Here is a 20641-nt window from a genome sequence, read left to right as displayed (position 1 = left end):
GCCCGCCCGACCCAGGGAACAGACATGCCCGCACCCCGCACGCTCCACCTCAACGCCTTCCTGATGAACGCCGGCCACCACGACGCCGCCTGGCGGCACCCGGCGAGCAGTCCCGAGCGCGTCACCGACGTGCGCTACTTCCAGGAGCTGGCCCGCACCGCCGAACGCGGACGCTTGGACTCGATCTTCTTCGCGGACGGCGTGGCCCTGTGGGGCAAGGCCCGGTACAACGCCCTCGGCGGCTTCGAGCCGATCACCCTGCTCTCCGCGATCGCCGCCGTCACCGAGCACATCGGGCTGATCGCCACCGTCTCCACCACCTTCAACGAGCCCTACAACCTCGCCCGCAAGTTCGCCTCCCTGGACCACATCAGCGGCGGCCGCGCCGGCTGGAACATCGTCACCTCCGGCACCCTCGACGAGGCCCGCAACTTCAACCGCGAGGAGCACCTGGAGCACGGGCTGCGCTACGACCGGGCCCGCGAGTTCCTCGACGTCGCCACCAAGCTCTGGGACAGCTGGGAGGACGACGCGATCGTCCTCGACAAGGAGCGCGGCATCTACGCCGACATCGACAAGCTCCACCCCGCCGCGCACAAGGGCGAGTACTTCGGCGTCGCGGGACCCCTCAACGTGCCCCGCTCCCCGCAGGGCCACCCGCTGCTCGTGCAGGCCGGCTCGTCCGAGTCGGGCAAGGAGTTCGCGGCCCAGTACGCCGAGGCCGTCTTCACCGCGCAGCAGACCCTCGCCGACGGCCAGACGTTCTACAAGGACCTCAAGTCCCGCCTCGCCCGGTACGGCCGCAGCGAGGACGAGCTGCTCGTCCTGCCCGGCATCGCCCCCGTCATCGGTGCCACCGAGGCAGAGGCGAAGGCCCTGGAGCGGGAGCTCACCGAGCTCCAGGTCCCCGAGTACGGGCTCGCCCAGCTGTCCGGGATGCTGGGCACCGACCTCACCGGCGCCGACCTCGACGGGCCGCTGCCCGAACTCCCCGAGGAGCGGGAGATCAACGGCAACAAGAGCCGCTTCACGCTCGTCGCCGAGATCGCCCGCCGCGACGGGCTCACCCTGCGGGAGCTGATCGCCCGCCTCGGCGCCGGCCGCGGCCACCGCGTCTACGCGGGCACCCCCGAGCAGATCGCGGACCAGCTGGAGGAGTGGTTCACCCGGGGCGCCGCCGACGGCTTCAACATCATGGCGCCCGTCCTGCCCACCGGCCTCACCGACTTCGTCGACCAGGTCGTGCCGATCCTCCAGGACCGCGGTCTGTTCCGCACTGAGTACACGGGGCGCACCCTGCGCGAGAACTACGGCCTGCCGCGCCCCGTCAACCGCCACACCCGGTAGGCGGGGGAGGGGAACGGGCGGGCCCCCGGAGCGCGGGCTCCGGGGGCCCGCCCGTTCCCGGCCCGGACCGTGCGGGGGCCGACCGCACGCGGCCCCGACCGCGCCCGGCCGGCGCTCAGACCGTCAGGACGATCTTGCCGCGGGTGCGGCCCGCGGCGCTCAGCTCCCAGGCCTTGGCGGCCTCGGCGAGCGGCAGCGCGTGCTCCACGTTGACCGTGAGCTTCCCCGCGTCGGCCAGTTCCGCCAGGAAGGTCAGGTCGGCGGTGTCCGGGCGTACCCACAGCTGGTGGGCACCCTTGGCGGCCGCGTTGTAGTCGGCGATGGAGACCACCCGGTGGCGTTCCCGGACCAGGGACTGGAGCGTCTCGATGACGTCGTCGCCGTAGAAGTCCAGGCCCGCGTCGATGCCGTCGGGCGCGAGCTCGCGGATCCGGTCGGCCAGCCCCTCCCCGTACAGCACGGGCTCCGCACCGAGGGAGCGCAGGTAGTCGTGGTTGTGCGCGCCCGCCGTACCGATGACCCGCAGGCCGAGCGCGACCGCGATCTGCACGCCGAAGGATCCGGTGCCCCCGGCCGCGGAGTGGATGACCACGGTCTCCCCGGCCTTGAGGCCGGCGCGGGTGAGCGACTGGTACGCGGTGAGGCCGGCCAGCGGGATGCCCGCGGCCTGCTCGAAGCTGAGCTCGCGGGGCTTGCGGGCGAGCGTGCGGACGGGGGCGGAGACCAGCTCGGCGTACGTGCCGAGTTCGACCCACTCCTTGCGGACGTAGCCGTAGACCTCGTCGCCGACGGCGTAGTCGAAGGTGTCCTCACCCACCGCTTCGACGACTCCGGCCACGTCCCAGCCGGGTATGACCGGGTAGCGGACTTCGAGGATGGGGTCGAGGTATCCGGCGGCGAGCTTCCAGTCCACCGGGTTGACCCCGGCCGCCTTGACTCGGACGAGCACCTCGCCCGGGCCCACCTTGGGCTGCGGCAAGTCAACGAGCTGGAGTGTGGCGGGAGTTCCGTATGCGCTGTATGCGATGGCCTTCATGATCGCTCCCAACGCGGGTCCGCGGCCGGGTATTCCGGCCCGTCAGGCCGGCAGGGAGTTGCGGTGCGAGCGCCGCCGGGCCGCGCTGAGCAGCGCCTGGATCTGGGTGCCCGCCCGGTCGACGTCGTCGAGGACGGAGGGGAAGGGCAGCCGTACGTCGCGGTGGCCGGTGCGCTCTTCCAGGCGCAGGGTGATCCCGTACCGGTCCATGGCGAGCGGCAGTGCGCGGACGACGGCGGCCGAGGGCAGCGGCCGTACCAGCCGCAGGAGCAGGGTCACCAGCTCGGGGTGGTCGTCGAGGAGGTGGGTGAGCATGCCCGCCTCGTACGGGGCCAGCGGGTCGGGCCAGGCCTCGTCCAGCTCGTCCAGCCCGATGTACGAGGTCCCGTGCGCGGTCTCCAGGACCGCTTGGCCGTACTCCACGCAGGTGGTGGTCCCCGGGGTGGACGCCTCGTCGGCCCAGGGGGTCAGCAGGTGGCCCAGGACGGTGACGCGGGCGCGCACCCGGTCGCGTACGGGCGTCGGGGCGACGTCGGTGAACTCCAGCCGGATGGAGGGCAGTCCGTCGTCCGGCAGCGAGGCGTGGTGCCCGGCCAGGGGTGCGGAGGGGTGCAGGTGCAGCCGGCCGAGCACGTCCCCGCCGTCCAGGTTGCGGACCTCGTGGCGCACGCCGTCGATGACGACCGTCATGGAGTGGGCGGCTGCGAGGACGGAGCGGACCAGTTCCGCCTCGGTGGGCCGGGCGGGGGGCGTGGCGGCGGGGGCACCGGGCAGGCGCATGCGGATCTCTCCCTCATCCGAGATTGACTTAGGTATGCCTAACCTAACCTATCCGTGAGTCGGGGAGTACCCCGCGCGCCAGCCGGCCGAGCGTCTCGGCGATCCGCGCCGGCGCGAACCCCAGGGTGTGCCGCTGGAACTGGTAGACCTCCGGGGAGAGCGGGCTGAGCAGGACGTCCACGCTGACGTCGGGATCGTCGGCGCCGGCCTCCACGAGCAGGGCCCGGACGTGTTCGCGCCAGTGCCGGTACGTGCCGCCCGCGAACCGGGCCGGGCCCGGGCCGATGCCCAGGGCCAGCGGGAGGTGCCGTTCCAGGTGCTCCAGGGCCGCCGCGTAGAAGGCGGCCAGCCGCTGCGCCGGCGGAGCGCCGGGCCCCAGCGGCGGCGGCCCGAACGCGAGGCGCCCGCGCAGGATCCGCTCGTGCTCCTCCAGGAGGGCGGCGGCCACCGAAGCGGGATCGGGGAACCGGCGGTAGAGCGTGGCCCGGCCGACGCCCGCCGCCTTGGCTATGTGGTCCATCGTCACGCCGCGCGGGTCCCGCTCGGTGAACAGCTGCTCCGCGGCGGCGAGGATCTGCTCGCGGTTGCGGATGGCGTCCTCGCGCCGCAGCGGCCGCGCGGGCCGCCCGGCGCTCCCCGCCGCGCCGCGCCGGGCGGGGCCGGAGCCCGCGATGTCGCTCAACGTGCGGACCTCGTCGCCATTGGTCATGGCGGCGACCCTACGTGCTTCGTGTCGGTGTTGGGCTGAACGGGTGAAACACGAGAGGATGGGTGGATGCACATGAAGCGCACGGCCGAGGCGGCCCGGTGAGCAGGTACGACGTCACCGACGAGCAGTGGGAGGGACTCGCGCAGGTGGTACCCCTGCGCAGTCGCAACGAATGGCCCTCCCGGGTGGACCACCGCACCATCCCCAAGGCCCCCGGAGCGGCCGCGGCGGAACAGCGGCGCTTCGTGGTGATCCGGGTCCAGATCTTCGCGGACGCGCGGGAGGTGGCGGAGTACCTGATCGCGCAGATCCCCGTACTCCTGGACCTCACCGGCGCGGACAGCGAAGTGGCCAAGCGGATCCTCGACTTCAGCAGCGGTGTGGTCTTCGGTCTGGGCAGCGGCATGCACCGCGTCGACCGCAACGTCTTCCTGCTGGCCCCGGTGGGCACCGAGGTGGAGGGGATCGCGGCGGCCGCCGTCCCCCGATCGTAGGAAGGTCGCGGCGGCGGAACGGTTCGGCGGGCACCCCCGCACCCGGGCGGACCGTACCGTCCGGCCATGGACGCCATCCTGGACGCGGCGGGGCCCGGCGGGCCCGCCGCCGCCCCGACCGCCACACCGCCCCGCGACGAGCCCACGGCTGACAGCCCGTTACGCCCGACCGTCACCGAGCTGCGGCTCTCCGCCTTCGGGCCGCACCGGGCGGCCGTGTTCCCGCTGGGCCCCGTGACCCTCTTCACCGGCCGCAGCGGCAGCGGCAAGTCCCAGGCCCTGGACGCCTACCGGGCGCTCGCCGGACTCGCCTCCGGGGCCGCCCTGCGCGAGGTGTTCCCCGATCCCGGCTCCCGGGTGCCCGAGCGGGCCCTCCCCGACGGCGGCGGGCGGCGCGGCTTCCGCCTCGGCTGCACCGTCGACGGCCCCTCCGGCCCCGTCCGCCTCGACCTCGCGGTCCAGGCCGAGCCCGTGCTGCGCATCGCCGGCGAACGGCTCTCCCAGGACGGCCGGATCCTGCTCACCACCGCCCTGCGCGACCCGCGCCGGCGCACCGTCGAGGCCGCCTGGTTCACCGGCGGCACCGTCGGGGTGACCCGCGCGCCGATGCCCGACGACCGCCTCGGCACCGGACTGCTGCCGCTGCGCGTCGCCGGTTCCACGGCGGGACAGCGCCGGGTGCTGGCCGCCGCCGAGCAGGTGGTGGTGGCCCTGCGCGCGGTGTTCGCCTGCGACCCGGACCCCGGCCGGATGCGGGCGCCCGTCCCGGCCGGCGAGGGCCGGCTGCGGACCGACTGCGGCAACCTGGCCGACGTACTGCGCCGGACCCGCCACGAATGCGGCACCCGCCACGCGCTGCTGGCCGGGGCGGCGCGGGCCGGCTGCGCCGGGCCGGTGGCGGGGCTGGACGTACGGGCCGCCGCCGGCGGCCCCGGCCTCGTGGCCGCCGTACTGGACCGCGGCCCGGGCCGCCCCGCGACCGGCCTGGACCGGCTCGGCGCGGGCGAACTGCGCTTCCTGGCGCACGCCCTCGTCCTGCTCACCGGACCCGGGGTGCTGGAAGTGGACCCGGCCGCCGAACTGCTCTCCGCCCGCCAGGCCCTCACCGTGCTCGCCGACGGCCTCGACCGGGGGCTGGACCGCCCGCAGGCCGCCGAACTGCTGCGGCTGGCCCTGCTGTCCGGCGGCCGCGGGCACATCAGGCTGGTGGCGGCGGTCGGCGAGGACACCGCGGGAACCGGACGGGGGGTCCCCGGCGTCTCAGTGGTAGACCTGTCCCCATGAACGACGCAGCACCCACGGGTGACGGGCCCGCTCCTCCGCAAGGCGAACGCCTGTACCGACTCCAGCGACGGCTGGCCGATTTCGCGGCCGCCCGGGACTGGGCCCCGTACCACACGCCCAAGAACCTGGCCGTCGCCCTGAGCGTGGAAGCCGCCGAACTGGTCGAGATCTTCCAGTGGCTGACTCCGGAACAGTCGGCGGCGGTCATGGAAGAGCCCGAAAGCGCACACAGAGTGGCCGACGAGGTCGCCGACGTGATGGCGTACCTGCTGCAGTTCTGTGAGGTTCTCGGGGTTGATGTGCTGGATGCGCTGGCCGCGAAGATCGAGAGGAACGAGCGCCGCTTCCCGGTAACCGGTACTTCGACCCCAGATCGTCACTCTTCGGAGTGATGGCGTCGTCCACAACCATGTTTGTGTCCACAGATTTCCGAATACCCCTGGCTTTACTGGCTCGTTGCCTTCACTCTGGGTAGTGGAGAACGGCGGGATGTCGTGCGGACGGGGGACGGCATATGGATGCGGTACGGCTCATCGCGGCCTGCCGGCACGCGCTGGCGCGGAGCGGGGAGGCATGGGACATCGTGGGCGAGGCCTGGCAGGCGCAGGCGCTCGCGCAGGGCATGGGGAGCTGGCTGGCGGTCACCGGGCCGCCGGAGCTGAGAGCGGAGGCACGGGGGCTGGGAGAAGCCGGAGGCAGAGGGTGCGGGGTCATCGACCGGGCGGCCCTGAGGGGTGAGGGAAGACCGCCCGAACAGCCGCCGAGGGCGGCCCAGCTGACCGGGATGGCCGACATGCGGCAGGGGCTGCTCGGGCTCCAGGAACTGCTCGGCGAGGTCGGCATAGCCCTCGTCGGGGTGGCCTGCGCGACGGACGACGAGGGCCTGTACTGGCAGTGCATAGAGTCGATCGACGCGGCGGACGAGTCGAGCGACCGGGTGCGGGCACTGCTGCGTCGGATGGCGGCCGTACGCGAGCGGGGCTCGGCGTCGGGCGTGAGCTGAACCGGAAGCGGGCCCGGGCCGAGCCGGTGCGCGGCCGATCCGGTGCGCGGTCCGGCGGGTGCGCGGTCCGGCGGGTGCGCGGCCGATCCGGTGCGTGGCCGAGGGGTCCCGCCGCGCGCGACGGGACCCCGTGCGGTCAGAAGGGCCGGTCGGAGGGGCGGTCGGAGCGGAGCTCGCCCTCGTACGCGCGGCCGCCGGGGGCCGCCGGCGCGGCCGGGGGAGTGCGGTCCGCGGAGTGCTGGAGGTCGGCGTCGAGCTGGGAGAGGTCGGCGTTCAGCGCCGCCATCAGCTCCTCCATCTGCTGGAGCAGGCCCTTCGGCGCGCCTCCCTGGGCGGGTGCCGCGGACTCCTGGCGTGCGTGGTCGTGTGCTGCCTGTCCGGTCTGTCCGGGATGCTCTGGCGCGGACTCGTGGGACATGGCGGCCTCCTCGGCCCTGGCCCTTCCGGTGCGGAAGGGGGCGGTGGACGCATCGGCGGGAGGCCGCCGGCGCGCGGGCCGGGCGGTCCGGCTCCGTCCGAGCCAACGATCCCCATCGGCGCTGGTCACTGGCGGGGCGGGGGGTGGGCCTTCCGGTTGACGCAGATTCACCCGGCAGGGGTGGGAAGGGCAGGATGGGGAGCATGGATCTTCGCATTTTCACCGAACCGCAGCAGGGCGCGAGTTACGACACCCTCCTGACCGTCGCCAAGGCCACCGAGGACCTGGGCTTCGACGCGTGAGACGCTCAACGGACGCAAACGAGAGCGTCGTATGGACCGGACAGGGGAGATGACGCTCCTCGGGTCGTGGGGATGTCTCCGTTGTGGCCGATGCACGTCCGGGATGACGGTTTCTCGGACTGGCGCCGGAGCGTACGTGTGCAACCTGCGGCGTTCCGTGGGCGACGAAAAGAAGCATGTCCTCCGCATCGGCATGGACCATGCCGACCGGATCGTCGCAGAGCGCGTGTGGGCACGGCTGGGAGCTCTGGACGCCAGTGACCCGGACGACGTCGAATGGCTCTCAGTGGCTGCTGAGCGCTTTGCTGTGCAGGGCGCCGACCCGGAGGCCGCCGCGGAGCTTGCAGAGCAGGAGGCGCAGCTTCAACATGTCCAGCAGAGCATTGAGGAGCTGAGCGAAGACCGGGAAGCCTACGTCGGCCCGACGGCGCGTAAGGCGTTCCGCGACACCATGGCGAAGTACGCGGCGCACGAAGCCCGGTGTGCCCAGCGCATTGACGAACTGAGGGCGTCGGCCACGACGTCCGCCCGCCTCCCGATCGACGAATGGACGGAGGCCGGCGCCGGCAACCCATTCGACCCCGAGAGGGTATGGGCGCGTTGGAACGTCGCGGAACGGCGGTCGTTCCTCGCTCTCTTCGTCGACAGTGTGACTGTTGCCCCGGTCGCGTCGAAGCATGGATCCGCCGCGGAGAACGCCGAAAAGCGGCTAGAGATCGTGTGGGCCTCACGACCGGAGGCCGACGAGGAGGATCAGGTAACGGCTTGATAACGGAATTGATCGGCGCTGGGTGGCGGTATCAGGTGAATCTGCCTGGCGTCGCCGCTCTCGAACTGTCGACGAGACCCGTCGAGGAGCGGCTCCTTACCCAGAGGGGAAGTTTGCATGTCCAGCCCCGTCGAGGTGGACGAGGGCGCCTGACGCCAGTACCGGTCTCCCCCATAGCGCTAGCAGAGGGCAGAACGGCGACCGTCGCGACTGGCGGACGGTCCGCTCCCTCGACGGCCGGCGCCGCTCCTGCGCTCCCCGAACTCTCCTCCGGGTAGAGCGCGGTCGAGCGGCGTCGGCGGTCCCAAGACACGACGGCTCACCGCCCTCCGGGGCCACTGAGCCGCCCTATCAGCCCCGGGGAGACCGGCGGGGCCCGCGGCGCCCCGACGGATCTGCGCCCGTGGCCGCCACAGCTGACCGAGGCGCCCCCGGCCGTTACTCAGAGGGCGCCGATCGTCATCGTCACAGAGTGGGCGTTCATGGAGGGGCCGACGGTGACGATCACGATTGAGAAGACGATCGAGAAGACCACGCCGGTGGCGGCGAGTGCGGGCGGCAAGACCGAGTGGGTGGTCGCGGGCGCTGCAATGATCACCGCGCTATCGGGCGCAACCACCAGTGCGATCGGCGCACGCAAGGACCGTCGAGAGGGACGGTCCAGGCGTCACTAGGGGATCCAGGCGTCAGGAAACGTCGGGCGCCGCTGCCCGCGACGGCCAACACCCGGGCCTCACGGTCTGGATGACTTTGGGGCGGCTGGCGACACGCAGTCCACGAGGCCTGAGGGCAAGCTGAGGTCAATGGCTGCTTCGAGCGTCAAGGGCTGGAGCCCCGGCGGGCAATTGGTGAGGTCACCAATTGTTGAACGGTAGGAGTAGCGAACGCCGCCGTGGTGGCTGCACGCTCCGCGCTGACCGATGGACGGAGATGGCCAGCCATCAGCGCAGTGTGCTCCGTCCACCAGCCAACCGATCCGGGTGTCCGGGGTAGGCGACGGCGAAGGCGCGGCCGTCGCGGCTGAAGGCTGCTGCTCGGGCTCCGTGTCCCAGATGAAGGCACCCATGAAGAGGATCCAGGCCCACAGCACCACGAAGGCTCCTGCGCACGCCCAGAGCGCGCCCTTAACGGTGCGGACAGTTGCAAGGGCGACGTAGATGATTGCAAGGCGGGTGTAGATCCACGCGCGGGCCCACACGCTGACTCCTTGCGGTCTGCCCTACTGGGGCGGATAGGTCGGGTCATCGTATAGCCCGACGTGCAGCGGGACGTGGCGCAGAGGTAGCGCACCCGGTTTGGGGCCGGGTGGTCGCAAGTTCGATCCCTGCCGTCCCGACTCAACCCCTCCGGAGGTTCGGAGGACGTCCCACGCAGATGAGTGCCGATGCCGTGGCGTCCAAGTGGGAGCCACACGTCAGCGTCCATGCGTCTTCTTCACCCACGACTTGGGCGCGGTACTCCGCCGGGAAGTCTGTCTGGCAATGCGGGCAGGGGTCCGTAGTCGAAACCGCTTCGAGTAGGACCTGACGCCGACGCTCCATGCCCGCACGGTATCGCACCGGGCGGGGCGTGGGGCTAAGAGGACGACGGCCGGGTGAACACCAAGTTCGCGTGCCGCTGGAGGCCCTGCCCGTCGAACTGCGACGAGGCGAGCGTCCACCCGAGGGCCGTGACGTCGCGGATCGCCGTCGCAAGGTCGGTGTCCTGCTTGCCGGGTGCCGGGGAGAACTTGCGGATGAACACCGTGTCCCCGCGCTCCCACGCTTCGCTGGCCGCGACGTCGATCGGCGGGACGGCAAGCTTCCCCAGGACCTTCTTCAGCATGCGCTGAGCAGCGCCAACGAGGGCGGCACCGAGGCCGCCCGGACCCGGTCGTGGGCTGCTGCCGTCGTTCGCGACGCGGGCGCCACCTACCTAGAGGTGTCCCCGTTCGGTGACGGCTTGCACATCTGGGGCCGCGCGGACGTCCGGACGCCGCATCAGACGTCCCGACGGTACGGCCGTGGAGATCTACGGAACCGGCCGCTGCATCGCGATGACGGGGCGCCGGCATGGCAACGCCCCGTCGATCCTCTCGGATCTCTCCGCGGTGGTTGAGGAGCTTCGGCAGATCTAAGCCTCTCTCATTCTCCTTCGTGGTCGTGTGGTTTGGCTGGTGAAGTCTGTTGGCCGCGCTTGCAGGTATGCAAGATACGCCAAGACTGGGTACCAAACCATGGAGGTAGCCCACAAGCAAATGTAAGTTCTTCGCATCTTCTTGCGGCGAGCTACCAGCGCGTCTATTTCACCCTGAGTAGTGCTCGCGCCTTTTCCCACCCTGTCGAAGAGCGAGCGCACAGTGGCGTCATATCGTTTGACAGGGCGCTCTGTCCTCTTGCGAAGGGCGCGCACTTCCAGGATTCCCGCGAGACCAAGGGCAGGGATGACGACCGCGCATGTAGATGCATAGACTTCGGTCATCTCCATACCTCAAGTGTGTTCCCGGTGGTAGCCGCTCGCCATCTGGCCGTTGACTGTGCCCCGGAAGTTAGCGAAGTCCGATTTTGGGCAGGGGTCTGTTGATCTACACAAGGGAGGTTCCATGGCCGGACGAGGCCCCGCACCGAAGGACCCGGTGAAGCGCCGCCGGCGCAACGCCGCGGAGCCGGAGACCGTGATCACCCCTGACGACGAGCTTCGCGGACCGGAGCTTCCGTCGACGGCCTGCCGGGTCCCACGGACGCCTGGATCACCCTTGCGGGCCTGGCCCGCGAGACGAAGCGGATCCGGCTGGGCACGCTGATGACCGCCGGCACCTTCCGGCTGCCCGGCGTCCTCGCGATCCAGGTGGCGCAGGTCGACCAGATGTCCGGCGGCCGGGTGGAACTGGGCCTGGGCGCGGGCTGGTTCGAGGAGGAGCACAAGGCGTACGGGATCCCCTTCCCGGCGGAGCGGATGGCCCGGCTGGAGGAGCAGCTGGCCATCGTCACCGGGCTGTGGGCCACCGAGCCCGGCGCCTCCTTCGACTACCGGGGCGTCCACTACCAGGTGGAGAACTCCCCGGCGCTCCCCAAGCCGGCCCAGGCCAAGGTGCCCGTCCTCATCGGCGGGCACGGCGCGCGGCGCACCCCGCGCCTCGCCGCCCGGTACGCGGACGAGTTCAACATGCCGTTCGCCTCGGTGGAGGACAGCCGGCGGCAGTTCGCCCGGGTCCGGGAGGCCGCCGCCGAGGCCGGGCGCAAGGCGGACGAACTCGTCTACTCCAACGCCCTGGTGGTGTGCGTGGGCAAGGACGACGCCGAGGTCGCCCGCCGGGCCGCCGCCATCGGCCGCGAGGTCGACGAGCTGAAGGCCAACGGCCTGGCCGGCTCCCCGGACGAGGTCGTGGAGAAGCTCGGCACCTACTCCGCCATCGGCTCCTCGCGCGCCTACCTCCAGCTCCTCGACCTCGGCGACCTGGACCACCTGGAGCTGATCTCCGGCCGCGTGCTGTCCCAGCTCGGCCGGTAGGGCCGCCGACCGTGCCCCGCGCGACCGGCCCGCTCGCCGGAGCCCTGGCCCGCAGGGCCGTACTCCTGGACGGCGGGCTGAGCAACCGGCTCGCCGACCAGGGCTGCGACCTGTCCGGGGGGATGTGGACCGGCCGGGTGCTCTCCGAGAGCCCCGGCGAGGTGGAGGCCGCCCACACGGCGTACGTCCGGGCCGGCGCCGAGGTGCTGATCACCGCGAGCTACCAGGTCGGCCACGAGCCCGCCCTGCTGGAGCGGAGCGTGCGGGTGGCCGACCGGGCGGCGCGGGCCGCCGCGCGGGAGGTCTGGGTGGCCGCCTCGGTGGGCCCGTACGGGGCACTGCTGGCGGACGGCTCCGAGTACCGGGGCCGGTACGGTCTCACCGTGGCGGAACTGGCCGCCTTCCACCGGCCCCGGATCGGGGCGCTGCTGGCGGCCGGCCCCGACGTCCTGGCGCTGGAGACCGTCCCGGACGCCCTGGAGGCGGAGGCCCTGCTGCGGGTGCTGGCCGGTACGGGGGCCCGGGCCTGGCTCACGTACACCGTCGCCGGCGGCCGCACCCGGGCCGGCCAGCCGCTCGCCGAGGCGTTCGCCCTGGCGGCCGCCGCCCCCGAGGTGATCGCCGTCGGCGTCAACTGCTGTGATCCCGCCGACGTGCTGCCCGCCCTGGCGGCCGCCGCCTCCGTCACCGCCAAGCCGCTGGTGGCCTACCCGAACGACGGCTCCGTCTGGGACGCCGCCGCCGGGAGCTGGAACGCCCCCGCCGCTCCCGCCCCCTGGCCGGTGGCGGCCTGGCGTGCGGCCGGGGCCCGGCTCGTCGGGGGCTGCTGCCGCGTCGGCCCGGACCGGATCGCCGCCCTGGGGCCGCGCCTGGCCTGATCCGGGGCGACGGCAAGGGGGCGCGGCGGACTATCACTCGATCGGGTGAAGGCCCTTTCTGGTCGGCTCCTGCTGGGATAGGCAGGACGGATGAAGCGCACCAGCAGGACGGGCGCCGCCGCCAGGCGCCGCATCACCCGCTCCAGGGCGTGCGGGGAGAAGAAGCAGTTCGCGAACGAGGCCGCGGCGGAGCACGCCGCGAGCGAGATGAACCGGATCCAGCCGTGGCAGCACGAACGGATCGCCTACCTGTGCCCGTACAGCGGCACCGAACCCCACTGGCACATCGGCCGCCCGCTGAACATCCCCAAACAACGCTGACCCGGAGGAGTCCGCCGGACCGACCGACCACCGGAAATCCGTTCGCCCCGACGGTGGTGCCCGGGTCATGCTGGAACGCATGTTCCTGACGATCAGCACCACCGGCACGACGGAGAATCCGGCCACCGACCTGGGATTTCTGCTGCACAAGCATCCCGGTAGGGCGCAGGCGTTCTCCACCTCGCACGGCACCGCCCACGTGTTCTACCCCGAGGCCACGGCCGAACGGTGCACGGTGGCGCTGCTGCTCGAGGTGGACCCCGTCGCGCTCGTGCGGCGCGGCCAGGGCAAGGGGCGGGGCGGGGCGCCCGACGCGGCCCTCGCCCAGTACGTCAACGACCGTCCGTACGCGGCCTCCTCGCTGCTCGCCGTCGCGCTCAGCGGGGTGTTCCGCACCGCCCTCAAGGGCCAGTGCGCCCTGCGCCCCGAACTGCCGGGCCGACCGCGCCCGCTGCGGATCGAGATCCCGGTGCTGCCCGCCCGGGGCGGCCCGGAGCTGGTGCGCCGTCTGTTCGGCCCGCTGGGCTGGGACCGGGTGGAGAGCGAGCCCATCGCGCTGGACGAGCGGTTCCCGGAGTGGGGCGACAGCCGCTACGTGCGGCTCGTACTGGAGGGCGCGCTCAGGCTGGAGGACGCCCTGCGCCAGCTGTACGTACTGCTGCCGGTGCTCGACGACGCCAAGCACTACTGGATCGCCCCCGACGAGGTCGACAAGCTGCTGCGCGCCGGGGACGGCTGGCTGGCCGCGCACCCCGAGCACGCGCTGATCACCGCCCGCTACCTGGCCCGCCACAAGCGGCTCACCCAGAACGCCATGGAGCGCCTGGAGCTGGCCCGGCTGGCCGAGGCCGACGGGAGCGAGGCCGAGGAACTCGACGACGCCGTCGGGGGCGACGGTGCGGCGGACGGAACCGACGAGACCCCGGACACCCCGGACACCCCGGACACGCCGGAGCGGCCCGTTCCGCTCGCCGTGCGCCGCCGTGAGGCGATCCTCGGCGCACTGCGCGGGGCGGGCGCCCAGCGGGTGCTCGACCTCGGCTGCGGCGAGGGGCACCTCGTGCAGGCGCTGCTCAAGGACCCGGCGTACACCGAGATCCTCGGCGTCGACGTGTCCGTGCGGGCGCTGACCACGGCCGCCCGGCGGCTGCGGCTGGAGCGGATGGGGGAGCGCCAGAGCTCCCGCGTCCGGCTGCTCCAGGGCTCGCTCGCCTACACCGACAAGCGGCTCGCCGGCTACGACGCGGCCGTGCTCAGCGAGGTCATCGAGCACCTGGACCTGCCCCGGCTGCCCGCGCTGGAGTACGCCGTGTTCGCCGCGGCCCGCCCCCGCACGGTCCTCGTGACCACCCCGAACGTCGAGTACAACGTCCGCTGGGAGTCCCTGCCCGCCGGACGGGTCCGCCACCGCGACCACCGCTTCGAGTGGACCCGCGAGGAGTTCCGCGCCTGGGCGGCCCGCGTCGCCGCCCGGCACGGCTACACCGTCGCCCACGTCCCCGTGGGCGACGAGGACCCCGAGGTCGGAGCACCGACCCAGATGGCCGTCTTCACCGCCACCACCGAGAGTCCGAAGGAGGGCGAGGCAGCATGAGCACCCCCGTCACCACCCGCACCACCGACACCACCGGCCGCGCGGCCCACCGCGTGCTCCCCGTCACCGACCTGTCCCTCGTGGTCCTCATCGGCGCCACCGGCTCGGGCAAGTCCACCTTCGCGCGCAAGCACTTCAAGCCCACCGAGATCCTCTCCTCCGACTACTGCCGCGGCCTGGTCGCCGACGACGAGAACGACCAGAGCGCCAGCAAGGACGCCTTCGAGGTGCTCCACTACATCGCCGGCAAGCGGCTGGCCGCGGGACGCCTCACCGTCGTCGACGCGACTTCCCTGATGATTGGGCGTGTTCAAGCGTCAGGGGAGGCGTCAGTTGCACGACTGGTACGTGGTGTGGGTGCCCGATCCGGGGCAGTGGGGATCGCTGCCGCCTGAGGGTGTCCTTGGGATACGGGACCTGCCGGTCGAGGTCGCCCGGATCGGTCTGCGGCCTGGTGATCCGGTGTTCGTGACGCCGGACGGAACGGTGGACCGGGACCTGCTGTATTTCGTTCGGTCCGTCGAATTCCGGGATCTGGAGCGGGAAACCAAGCGGAATTACGCGACGGATATCCGGCCGTTGTTGACTTTCCTGTCCTCGCGCGGAGTTCTATGGAAGCAGGCGACCAGGCAGGACTTGGCGGACTACCGGCACTGGAGATGCCGGGCTCCGCAGAATCCGCGCCGGATCAGCGGGACGAAGTGGAACCGTGAGGCGGCCGCGTTCACCAAGCTGTTCCGGTGGGCGAAGGTGGCCCCGATGCCGGTGGACATCGTGCGGCGCGGGGACCGGGCGGCGGACTCGGTGAGCTCGCGGGTGCTGTGGCTGACGCCGCGGACCTGGGGTCTGTGGTCGGACATCGGGCTCCGCGGCCTCAGTCGTACAGGAATGCCGGTGCCAGGGTGGGAGTCGCGGACGGAGTTGCGCAACACCAGCTTCGTGCAGCTGCTGCTCAGCTCCGGCCTGCGTCGGCAGGAGGGTGGTTCGCTGCTCACCTTCGAACTGCCCAGCCAGCGCTTGCGGTTCGGCCGCTACTGCCATGGCCGCGTCGCCGCGGCGGTCACGCGGTCGAAGCAGAGCCGGGTCTTCTACGTGTCGGTGGACGCGGTCGGCCAGGCCGAGGCATACGTCGAGTCGGAGCGCGCGTGGGCGGTGCAGCGCGCCCAGGCGGAAGGCCGCTACGAGCGGCTGCCCATGATGCGGCTGGTCACGAAGGTGACGCGGGGCCTGAGACCGAAGATCGAGTGGGTCGACGCGAACGGCGTCGCCGGTGAGCAAGAACTCAGCCGTCTGGGATGGCGTGAGCGGCAGTGGCTGTTCCTGGATGGCCCGGACGGGCCGGAGCCGGCGTGGTTGTGGCTGACGGAGCAGGGCCTGCCGATGGCCCCGGACCGGTGGAACGGCGTGTTCAGGGCGGCGAACCTGCGCTGTGAGGAAGTCCTGCTCACCGTGGGAGAACGGGAGGTCGAGCGGGATTTCCGGCTGGCGGAGGTACGCGGCAAGAGCCCGTACGCCACGCCGCACGCCGCGCGTCATTCGATGGCCCTCTACATGCTGGTCTTGCTGAACCAGCTGGTGGAGACACGCTATGGGCTCTCGGCCGCGGACCGGCGGGACTTCGCGTTGCTGTTCGGCGATCCGTGGTGGCTGGTGAAGACCCTCCTCGGTCATGCGGACGTGGAGGTGACGAAACGGCACTACCTCGCGCCGGTCGCGCACCTGCAACTGGAGTCGATCCTGGCTGCGGCCGAACCTGTCGGTGAGGAGGAACAGCAGGTCGAGGACCTGGAGGGTGTGTTCACCCGGCTCGCCCGGGAGTCGCAGGGCATCCAGGACATCGACGCTGTCCTTGAGGCGGCCCGGTGACCGGGCGGGGACGGCGAGCCGCCTTGCCGCCGGCCGATCACCGCACCGAGCCGCCGCTGGCTCCCGACGGGCGCGTGGTGGCGGTCGTCAACAAGGCCGGATACGAGATGTCGTTCGACTTCGCCGAGTTGCCGGTTGCCGAGCTGATGCAGCGGTCACTCGCCAGGGTCTTCGCGGCCCGGTCTGCGGGCTGGAACAGCCATATGACCGCGCAGGCTTCCTGGATCACGGTGAAGGCGTTCGCGCGCTTCGTCTCCGAGCTGGAGCATCCCCCGGAAGACCTGGGGGATCTGACCACCGCCATGCTCAAGCGCTGGCGCGCGGCGCACATCGGCACCAACAGCGGGAAGAGCGTGCTGCGTCAGGTGAGGCCGTTGCTGCGGGCGGATCCGAGGCTGGCCGGCGGGCCGGTGGGTGAGGAACTGGCTCGCCGCATTCCTCAGCAGGTGCCGGTCAAGCAGTCGTACGGAGAGGATGAGCGGGAGCGGGTGCTGCTGGCGGCACAGCGGCAGTTCCGAACCGCTTTGCTGCGGATCCGTGAGAACACACGCCTGCTGGAGAGCTGGCGGGCCGGTGACCTGACTGACGGCAGCCGGGAGGGGCGCCTCGGTGACATTCTCGACCACCTTGCGCGGACCGGCTACGTCCCGCACACGGTCTCGCCGAGCGGAGCGGTGAACGTGAGAGAACGCCGACTTCTGGGCGGCACCGGCTCGGAGTGCACGTGGGGCAGGCTGTTTCTCTCCCGTTCCGAGCTCACGGCGCTGGCCGTGCTGTTGACCGCCCGGTTCGGCTGGAATCTGTCGGTCTATGACCGGTTGCCGGCCCCGACCACGGCCCCGTCGGCCGGAGGGACGGCCACGGTGACCTACCAGATTCAGGTGGAGAAGCGCCGGCAAGGCGGAGGCTGGTGGTTTTCCACGGAGAACGCCACCGACTCCGGAGCCGATTCGGCCGGCAGGCTGATCACTCTGGCGCTGGAGGCCACCGCACACGGACGGACTCTTGCCGCCCGACTGGAGCCCGGCACCGACTTTCTGATGGTCGCGCGCATGCACTACCCCAGCAAGCGACATCAGCACACGGAACGGCCCCGCCCAGTGGGCCCTCTGTCGTTCGGTATCGGAAACGGCGACGCACAGCACTGGGGGATCACGCATGGTCTGGGAGGGGCGCCGTTCCAGCGGACCCGCAGAACCGCGGTGACACGAGAGGGGCGTCCCCTTCAGCACGCGCAGGGCACTCACGAGAGCATCTACATGCTGCCAGATGAGCATGTCCAAAGGGCCTCGCGGAGCATCTTCGAGGCCGGCGCCAAAGAGGCCCTCGCCCAGGCCCAGGCCGTGATGTTCGCCGGCGACATCGCCGACACCCCGGACCCGGGGCACGGACAGACCGTGGCCGCGGACTGCGCGGACGAGACGTCCAGCCCCTGGCCCGACGCGCAAGGCGGCTGCGGAGCGGACTTCATGCTCTGCCTGGCCTGCCCCAACGCCCGTGTCCATCCCGGCCATCACCCACGGCTCGCCCATCTGCACCGAGAGCTGAACAGTCTCCGCTCCGTCCTGCCCGACCGCTCGTGGCACGAGCGGTGGAGCGAACACGTGCTCCGTCTTGAGGACCTGCGCGACAAGGTCGGCCCGGTGGCCTGGAACGCGGCGCTCGCCCGCGTGAACGACGAGGACCGCACCCTGGTCCACCTTCTACTGAAGGGAGAGCTCGCCCCATGACCGCCGTCGGCACTGCTGCCGAGACCGATACGTACGTGCTCGCCATGCCCCGCCCGGACAGTCCCGTGGTGCTGCCTGAGTGGATCAGCCCCGGCAACACGCACCCGAACTCGCGTTACCAGGACGAGGTGTGGTCCATGGCGCCGCTCATCGACAATCCTGGCACCGGTCTGGTCAACCTCCACTGGAAGAACTGCCCGGGCCCCCTTCGGGACCAGGTGAAACTAGCCACCTGGACAATGATCAACGGCCAGTTGAGGCCCACCTACCTCCAGACCCGAGGCGTCCAGGCGCGATCTCGTTCGGGCGGCACCGACATGCTCGCCACCTGCCAGGAGTGGATGCGCCTCGCCCGCTGGCTGCACGTACGCCAGATCACCAGCCTGCACGCCTGCACCGACACACAGTGGCGAGCCTATGCAAGCGAGCGCATGGTCCGAGTGTCCCGTGACACCGCAGCGATCATCGCTGTCCGTTTGGTGAACCTGTGGGCATTCGACCAGCTCAGCGCCCGCCCCACGGGCATCACCCGACCTCCATGGGAGACAGAGGGAGTCGACGACTTCCTGCCCCCAGCCATGACGGCCGCGGGCGGGGAGAACACGACGGAGCCGTTGGACCCGCTTGTTCTCGGGCCGCTGTTGATCTGGGCCATCCGCTTTGTCGACGACTTCGCCGACGACATCCTGGCGGCCTGGGCCGAGCGCCGCCGACTGATCGCCGTTGCCGCCGCCACGAAGGCCACGTCAGCCGGATGGGCTGGGCTTGAGGAGTGGTTGCTGCCCATGGCGCGGGCCGGTCACCCGCTGCCGACGAGCTCTGGCAAACGCGAGATCCAGGTGGCCGCCACCTACATCGCCGCACTCACCGGCTCCAACCGCGGTCAGGTTTGGAGGTTCGTCAAGCAGCACGGGCTCGCGGAGATCGCCGCGTCGCGGCCAGGGCCCTGTCCGCTGCGGGTGCCGGTCACCGGGCAGATCAACGGCAAGCCATGGCGCGAGCATGTGGACTTCAACGAGGCCGCCGAACTGATGCGGAACCTGGGTACGGCCGCGACGATCGTCCTGCTCTACCTGACCGGGATGCGTCCGCAGGAGGTGCAGGGACTGCGTTCCGGCTGCTGCCCCGACCCCGAACCAGGCGTTGACGGCGCCGAGGGACAGCACCTGATCCACAGCCATCACTACAAGACCGTCACAGACGACGACGGCAACCACATCTCCGCCGGTGAAGTACGCCAAGTGCCCTGGGTCGCGATCACGCCGGTGGTCCACGCCATCCGCGTGCTGGAGCGGATGGTTCCGGAAGGGGAACTCCTCCTCGGCACCGCCCACCACGAGTTCCACTCGCGCCACGGATATGGGGGCGCGCTGAAGAAGTCCACGCTGGCCTTGCGCATCGAAGCCTTCGTGACCTGGGTGAACCGCGAGGCCAGGGCGCAAGATTTGTCCGACCAGGCCATCCCGAACGATCCCCACGGCGCGATCGGTCTCGGGCGGTTCAGAAGATCTCTTGCCTGGCACATTGCCCGACGTCCCGGAGGGTTGATCGCGCTCGCCATTCAGTACGGGCACATGCGGACCGTCCTCGATGTTCGCACCTCAAGCGGCTACGGCGCCCGCGGCCGCCGCGGCATCCACGCCATCCTCGACGTCGAAACAGCCCTCGCCGCCGCAGACACCGCTGCTCGACTCCGTGACCTCGTCGCCGCCGGAGAGAAGGTCTCCGGGCCCGCAGCCCGCCGAGCCCTGACCGCCGCCGCCCACACCCCTCGCTTCGAGGGGCGTATCGTCCCCCGCACCTTCGCCAGGAAGGCCAGCACCTTTCTGGCCCGCGACGGCATTGTGCTCTACGACAACCCGGATGCGCTCCTGATCTGCGCCTTCAAACACGACAACGCGCTCTGCGAACCAGAACCCGGCGTGACCGCCCCACGGCAGTACGACTGCCGGCCCGGCTGCGGCAACGCGGTCCGCACGGACACCCACGCCCGCCTTCTTCGCGAACGCGCCGACGAACTCGACCAGTTCGCAGCCCACACCCCCGACCCGGTCAGCAAACGTCTGCGGGCCAACGCCGACCGTCTCCGCGAGACGGCCGACACCCACGACGCCACCGCTCACTCCGCCGAGGCCCTCACATGAACCACCAGCACCACGACGAACGCGCCCGCATCCGCGAGGCCATGGACCGACTCCTGGCCGGACAGGCCACCGCCTCCAACGGCAGCCTCACCGTCGTCGCCCTCGCCGCCGAGGCCGGCGTCCACCGCATGGCCATCCTGAAACGACACGTCGACCTGAAGAACGAGTTCTACGAGCGCGTCCGCACAGAAACCCGACAGGTCCCGCAGACCGAGAAACGACTCCGGGAAACCGTCACCAAGCTCAAGAAGACCATCGCCAACCAGAGAGCCGAGATCGAGGAACTCCGCCAGCAGGTGACCAGGCTCACGCTCGCCAGCGCCGTTCTCACTCAACAGAGAGGCGAGCAGGCGGGACGCGCGCCCGTTCCCGACAACGTCGTCCCGTTCCCTGGATCTACAACCTGACGGCTGGCAGACGGATACGCCATGTCACCGCTGCGGTGTTGCTGGAGTGCCGATGGTCAGCGCAGTTCCC

At 71.2% G+C, this 20641-nt stretch carries 19 protein-coding genes, 1 tRNA gene and 2 pseudogenes; 16 read left to right on the top strand and 6 right to left on the bottom strand.

The window, feature by feature from the left end; translation table 11 throughout:
• Positions 1-24: 24 nt before the first annotated feature.
• On the top strand, positions 25-1347 hold the full coding sequence (locus ACZ597_RS19970) for an LLM class flavin-dependent oxidoreductase (RefSeq protein WP_471331725.1): 1323 nt from the start codon (positions 25-27) through the stop codon (positions 1345-1347).
• 115 nt (positions 1348-1462) lie between these two features.
• On the opposite strand, the gene ACZ597_RS19965 is transcribed toward ACZ597_RS19970, so the two are convergent.
• Genes ACZ597_RS19965 through ACZ597_RS19955 form a run of 3 tightly spaced genes read right to left on the bottom strand, consistent with a single transcriptional unit; the run spans position 1463 to position 3872 of the window.
• Positions 1463-2383, bottom strand: a complete 921-nt coding sequence (locus tag ACZ597_RS19965) for an NADP-dependent oxidoreductase (RefSeq protein WP_471331722.1) — start codon at positions 2381-2383, stop codon at positions 1463-1465.
• A gap of 42 nt (positions 2384-2425) precedes the next feature.
• Entirely contained in the window at positions 2426-3163 is a 738-nt protein-coding gene (locus tag ACZ597_RS19960; protein WP_471331719.1) for a DUF2470 domain-containing protein, read from the bottom strand.
• A 43-nt stretch (positions 3164-3206) separates the two neighbouring features.
• A complete protein-coding gene (locus ACZ597_RS19955) occupies positions 3207-3872 on the bottom strand; it encodes a TetR/AcrR family transcriptional regulator (protein ID WP_471331717.1) in 666 nt (221 codons plus the stop codon).
• 98 nt (positions 3873-3970) lie between these two features.
• On the opposite strand from ACZ597_RS19955, the gene ACZ597_RS19950 reads away from it, so the two are divergent.
• The 4 genes from ACZ597_RS19950 (at position 3971) to ACZ597_RS19935 (ending at position 6653) form a co-directional block, all read left to right on the top strand.
• Positions 3971-4366 carry a cell division protein SepF gene (locus tag ACZ597_RS19950; RefSeq protein WP_125606022.1) on the top strand — a complete coding sequence of 132 codons (396 nt, stop codon included), beginning with the start codon at positions 3971-3973 and terminating at the stop codon, positions 4364-4366.
• A 66-nt stretch (positions 4367-4432) separates the two neighbouring features.
• Positions 4433-5650, top strand: coding sequence for an AAA family ATPase (locus ACZ597_RS19945; protein ID WP_471331714.1), 1218 nt, complete (start codon positions 4433-4435; stop codon positions 5648-5650).
• The gene (locus tag ACZ597_RS19940; protein ID WP_471331712.1) at positions 5647-6042 is read left to right on the top strand and encodes a nucleotide pyrophosphohydrolase; all 396 of its coding nucleotides are present in this window, start codon (positions 5647-5649) and stop codon (positions 6040-6042) included. Before ACZ597_RS19945 ends, ACZ597_RS19940 begins: the two co-directional genes overlap by 4 nt.
• A gap of 122 nt (positions 6043-6164) precedes the next feature.
• Entirely contained in the window at positions 6165-6653 is a 489-nt protein-coding gene (locus ACZ597_RS19935) for a DUF6099 family protein (RefSeq protein ID WP_471331710.1), read from the top strand.
• Between the two features lie 136 nt (positions 6654-6789).
• Here ACZ597_RS19935 and ACZ597_RS19930 read toward each other — a convergent pair whose 3' ends face one another.
• Positions 6790-7071, bottom strand: coding sequence for a hypothetical protein (locus tag ACZ597_RS19930; protein WP_471331707.1), 282 nt, complete (start codon positions 7069-7071; stop codon positions 6790-6792).
• A 459-nt stretch (positions 7072-7530) separates the two neighbouring features.
• Between ACZ597_RS19930 and ACZ597_RS19925 the strand changes: the two genes are divergently transcribed.
• Positions 7531-8142, top strand: coding sequence for a hypothetical protein (locus ACZ597_RS19925; RefSeq protein ID WP_471331705.1), 612 nt, complete (start codon positions 7531-7533; stop codon positions 8140-8142).
• 442 nt (positions 8143-8584) lie between these two features.
• Here ACZ597_RS19925 and ACZ597_RS19920 read toward each other — a convergent pair whose 3' ends face one another.
• A complete protein-coding gene (locus tag ACZ597_RS19920; protein WP_471331703.1) occupies positions 8585-8740 on the bottom strand; it encodes a hypothetical protein in 156 nt (51 codons plus the stop codon).
• Between the two features lie 666 nt (positions 8741-9406).
• Between ACZ597_RS19920 and ACZ597_RS19915 the strand changes: the two genes are divergently transcribed.
• Positions 9407-9478: transfer RNA gene (locus ACZ597_RS19915), tRNA-Pro, on the top strand.
• A 239-nt stretch (positions 9479-9717) separates the two neighbouring features.
• On the opposite strand, the gene ACZ597_RS19910 is transcribed toward ACZ597_RS19915, so the two are convergent.
• The gene (locus ACZ597_RS19910) at positions 9718-9966 is read right to left on the bottom strand and encodes a hypothetical protein (protein WP_471331701.1); all 249 of its coding nucleotides are present in this window, start codon (positions 9964-9966) and stop codon (positions 9718-9720) included.
• A gap of 867 nt (positions 9967-10833) precedes the next feature.
• Between ACZ597_RS19910 and ACZ597_RS19905 the strand changes: the two are divergent.
• The 9 genes and pseudogenes from ACZ597_RS19905 to ACZ597_RS19865 all read left to right on the top strand — a co-directional run.
• Positions 10834-11631: pseudogene (locus ACZ597_RS19905) on the top strand (TIGR03560 family F420-dependent LLM class oxidoreductase); the annotation flags it as partial.
• An 11-nt stretch (positions 11632-11642) separates the two neighbouring features.
• A complete protein-coding gene (mmuM, locus tag ACZ597_RS19900) occupies positions 11643-12509 on the top strand; it encodes a homocysteine S-methyltransferase (RefSeq protein ID WP_471331698.1) in 867 nt (288 codons plus the stop codon).
• Positions 12510-12599: 90 nt separating this feature from the next.
• Entirely contained in the window at positions 12600-12830 is a 231-nt protein-coding gene (locus tag ACZ597_RS19895; protein WP_401241913.1) for a hypothetical protein, read from the top strand.
• Between the two features lie 79 nt (positions 12831-12909).
• The gene (locus ACZ597_RS19890; RefSeq protein ID WP_471332030.1) at positions 12910-14424 is read left to right on the top strand and encodes a 3' terminal RNA ribose 2'-O-methyltransferase Hen1; all 1515 of its coding nucleotides are present in this window, start codon (positions 12910-12912) and stop codon (positions 14422-14424) included.
• Positions 14421-14774, top strand: a pseudogene (locus ACZ597_RS19885) (AAA family ATPase); the annotation flags it as partial. The gene ACZ597_RS19890 and the pseudogene ACZ597_RS19885, both read left to right, overlap by 4 nt.
• Positions 14758-16290 (top strand): site-specific integrase, encoded by a 1533-nt coding sequence (locus tag ACZ597_RS19880; protein WP_471331695.1) that lies wholly within the window; start codon positions 14758-14760, stop codon positions 16288-16290. The pseudogene ACZ597_RS19885 and the gene ACZ597_RS19880, both read left to right, overlap by 17 nt.
• Positions 16287-18020, top strand: a complete 1734-nt coding sequence (locus tag ACZ597_RS19875) for a hypothetical protein (protein ID WP_471331692.1) — start codon at positions 16287-16289, stop codon at positions 18018-18020. Before ACZ597_RS19880 ends, ACZ597_RS19875 begins: the two co-directional genes overlap by 4 nt.
• Positions 18017-20164, top strand: a complete 2148-nt coding sequence (locus tag ACZ597_RS19870; protein ID WP_471331689.1) for an integrase — start codon at positions 18017-18019, stop codon at positions 20162-20164. Before ACZ597_RS19875 ends, ACZ597_RS19870 begins: the two co-directional genes overlap by 4 nt.
• Positions 20161-20571: a hypothetical protein gene (locus tag ACZ597_RS19865; protein WP_471331687.1), complete on the top strand. Its 411-nt coding sequence runs from the start codon at positions 20161-20163 to the stop codon at positions 20569-20571. The genes ACZ597_RS19870 and ACZ597_RS19865 overlap by 4 nt, the downstream gene beginning before the upstream one ends.
• Positions 20572-20641: the final 70 nt, after the last annotated feature.

This window comes from Streptomyces sp. NPDC040718 (genome assembly GCF_055593565.1).
The sequence above is the reverse complement of the archived record's forward strand: the minus strand, read 5'-3'. Positions and strand labels throughout refer to the sequence as shown.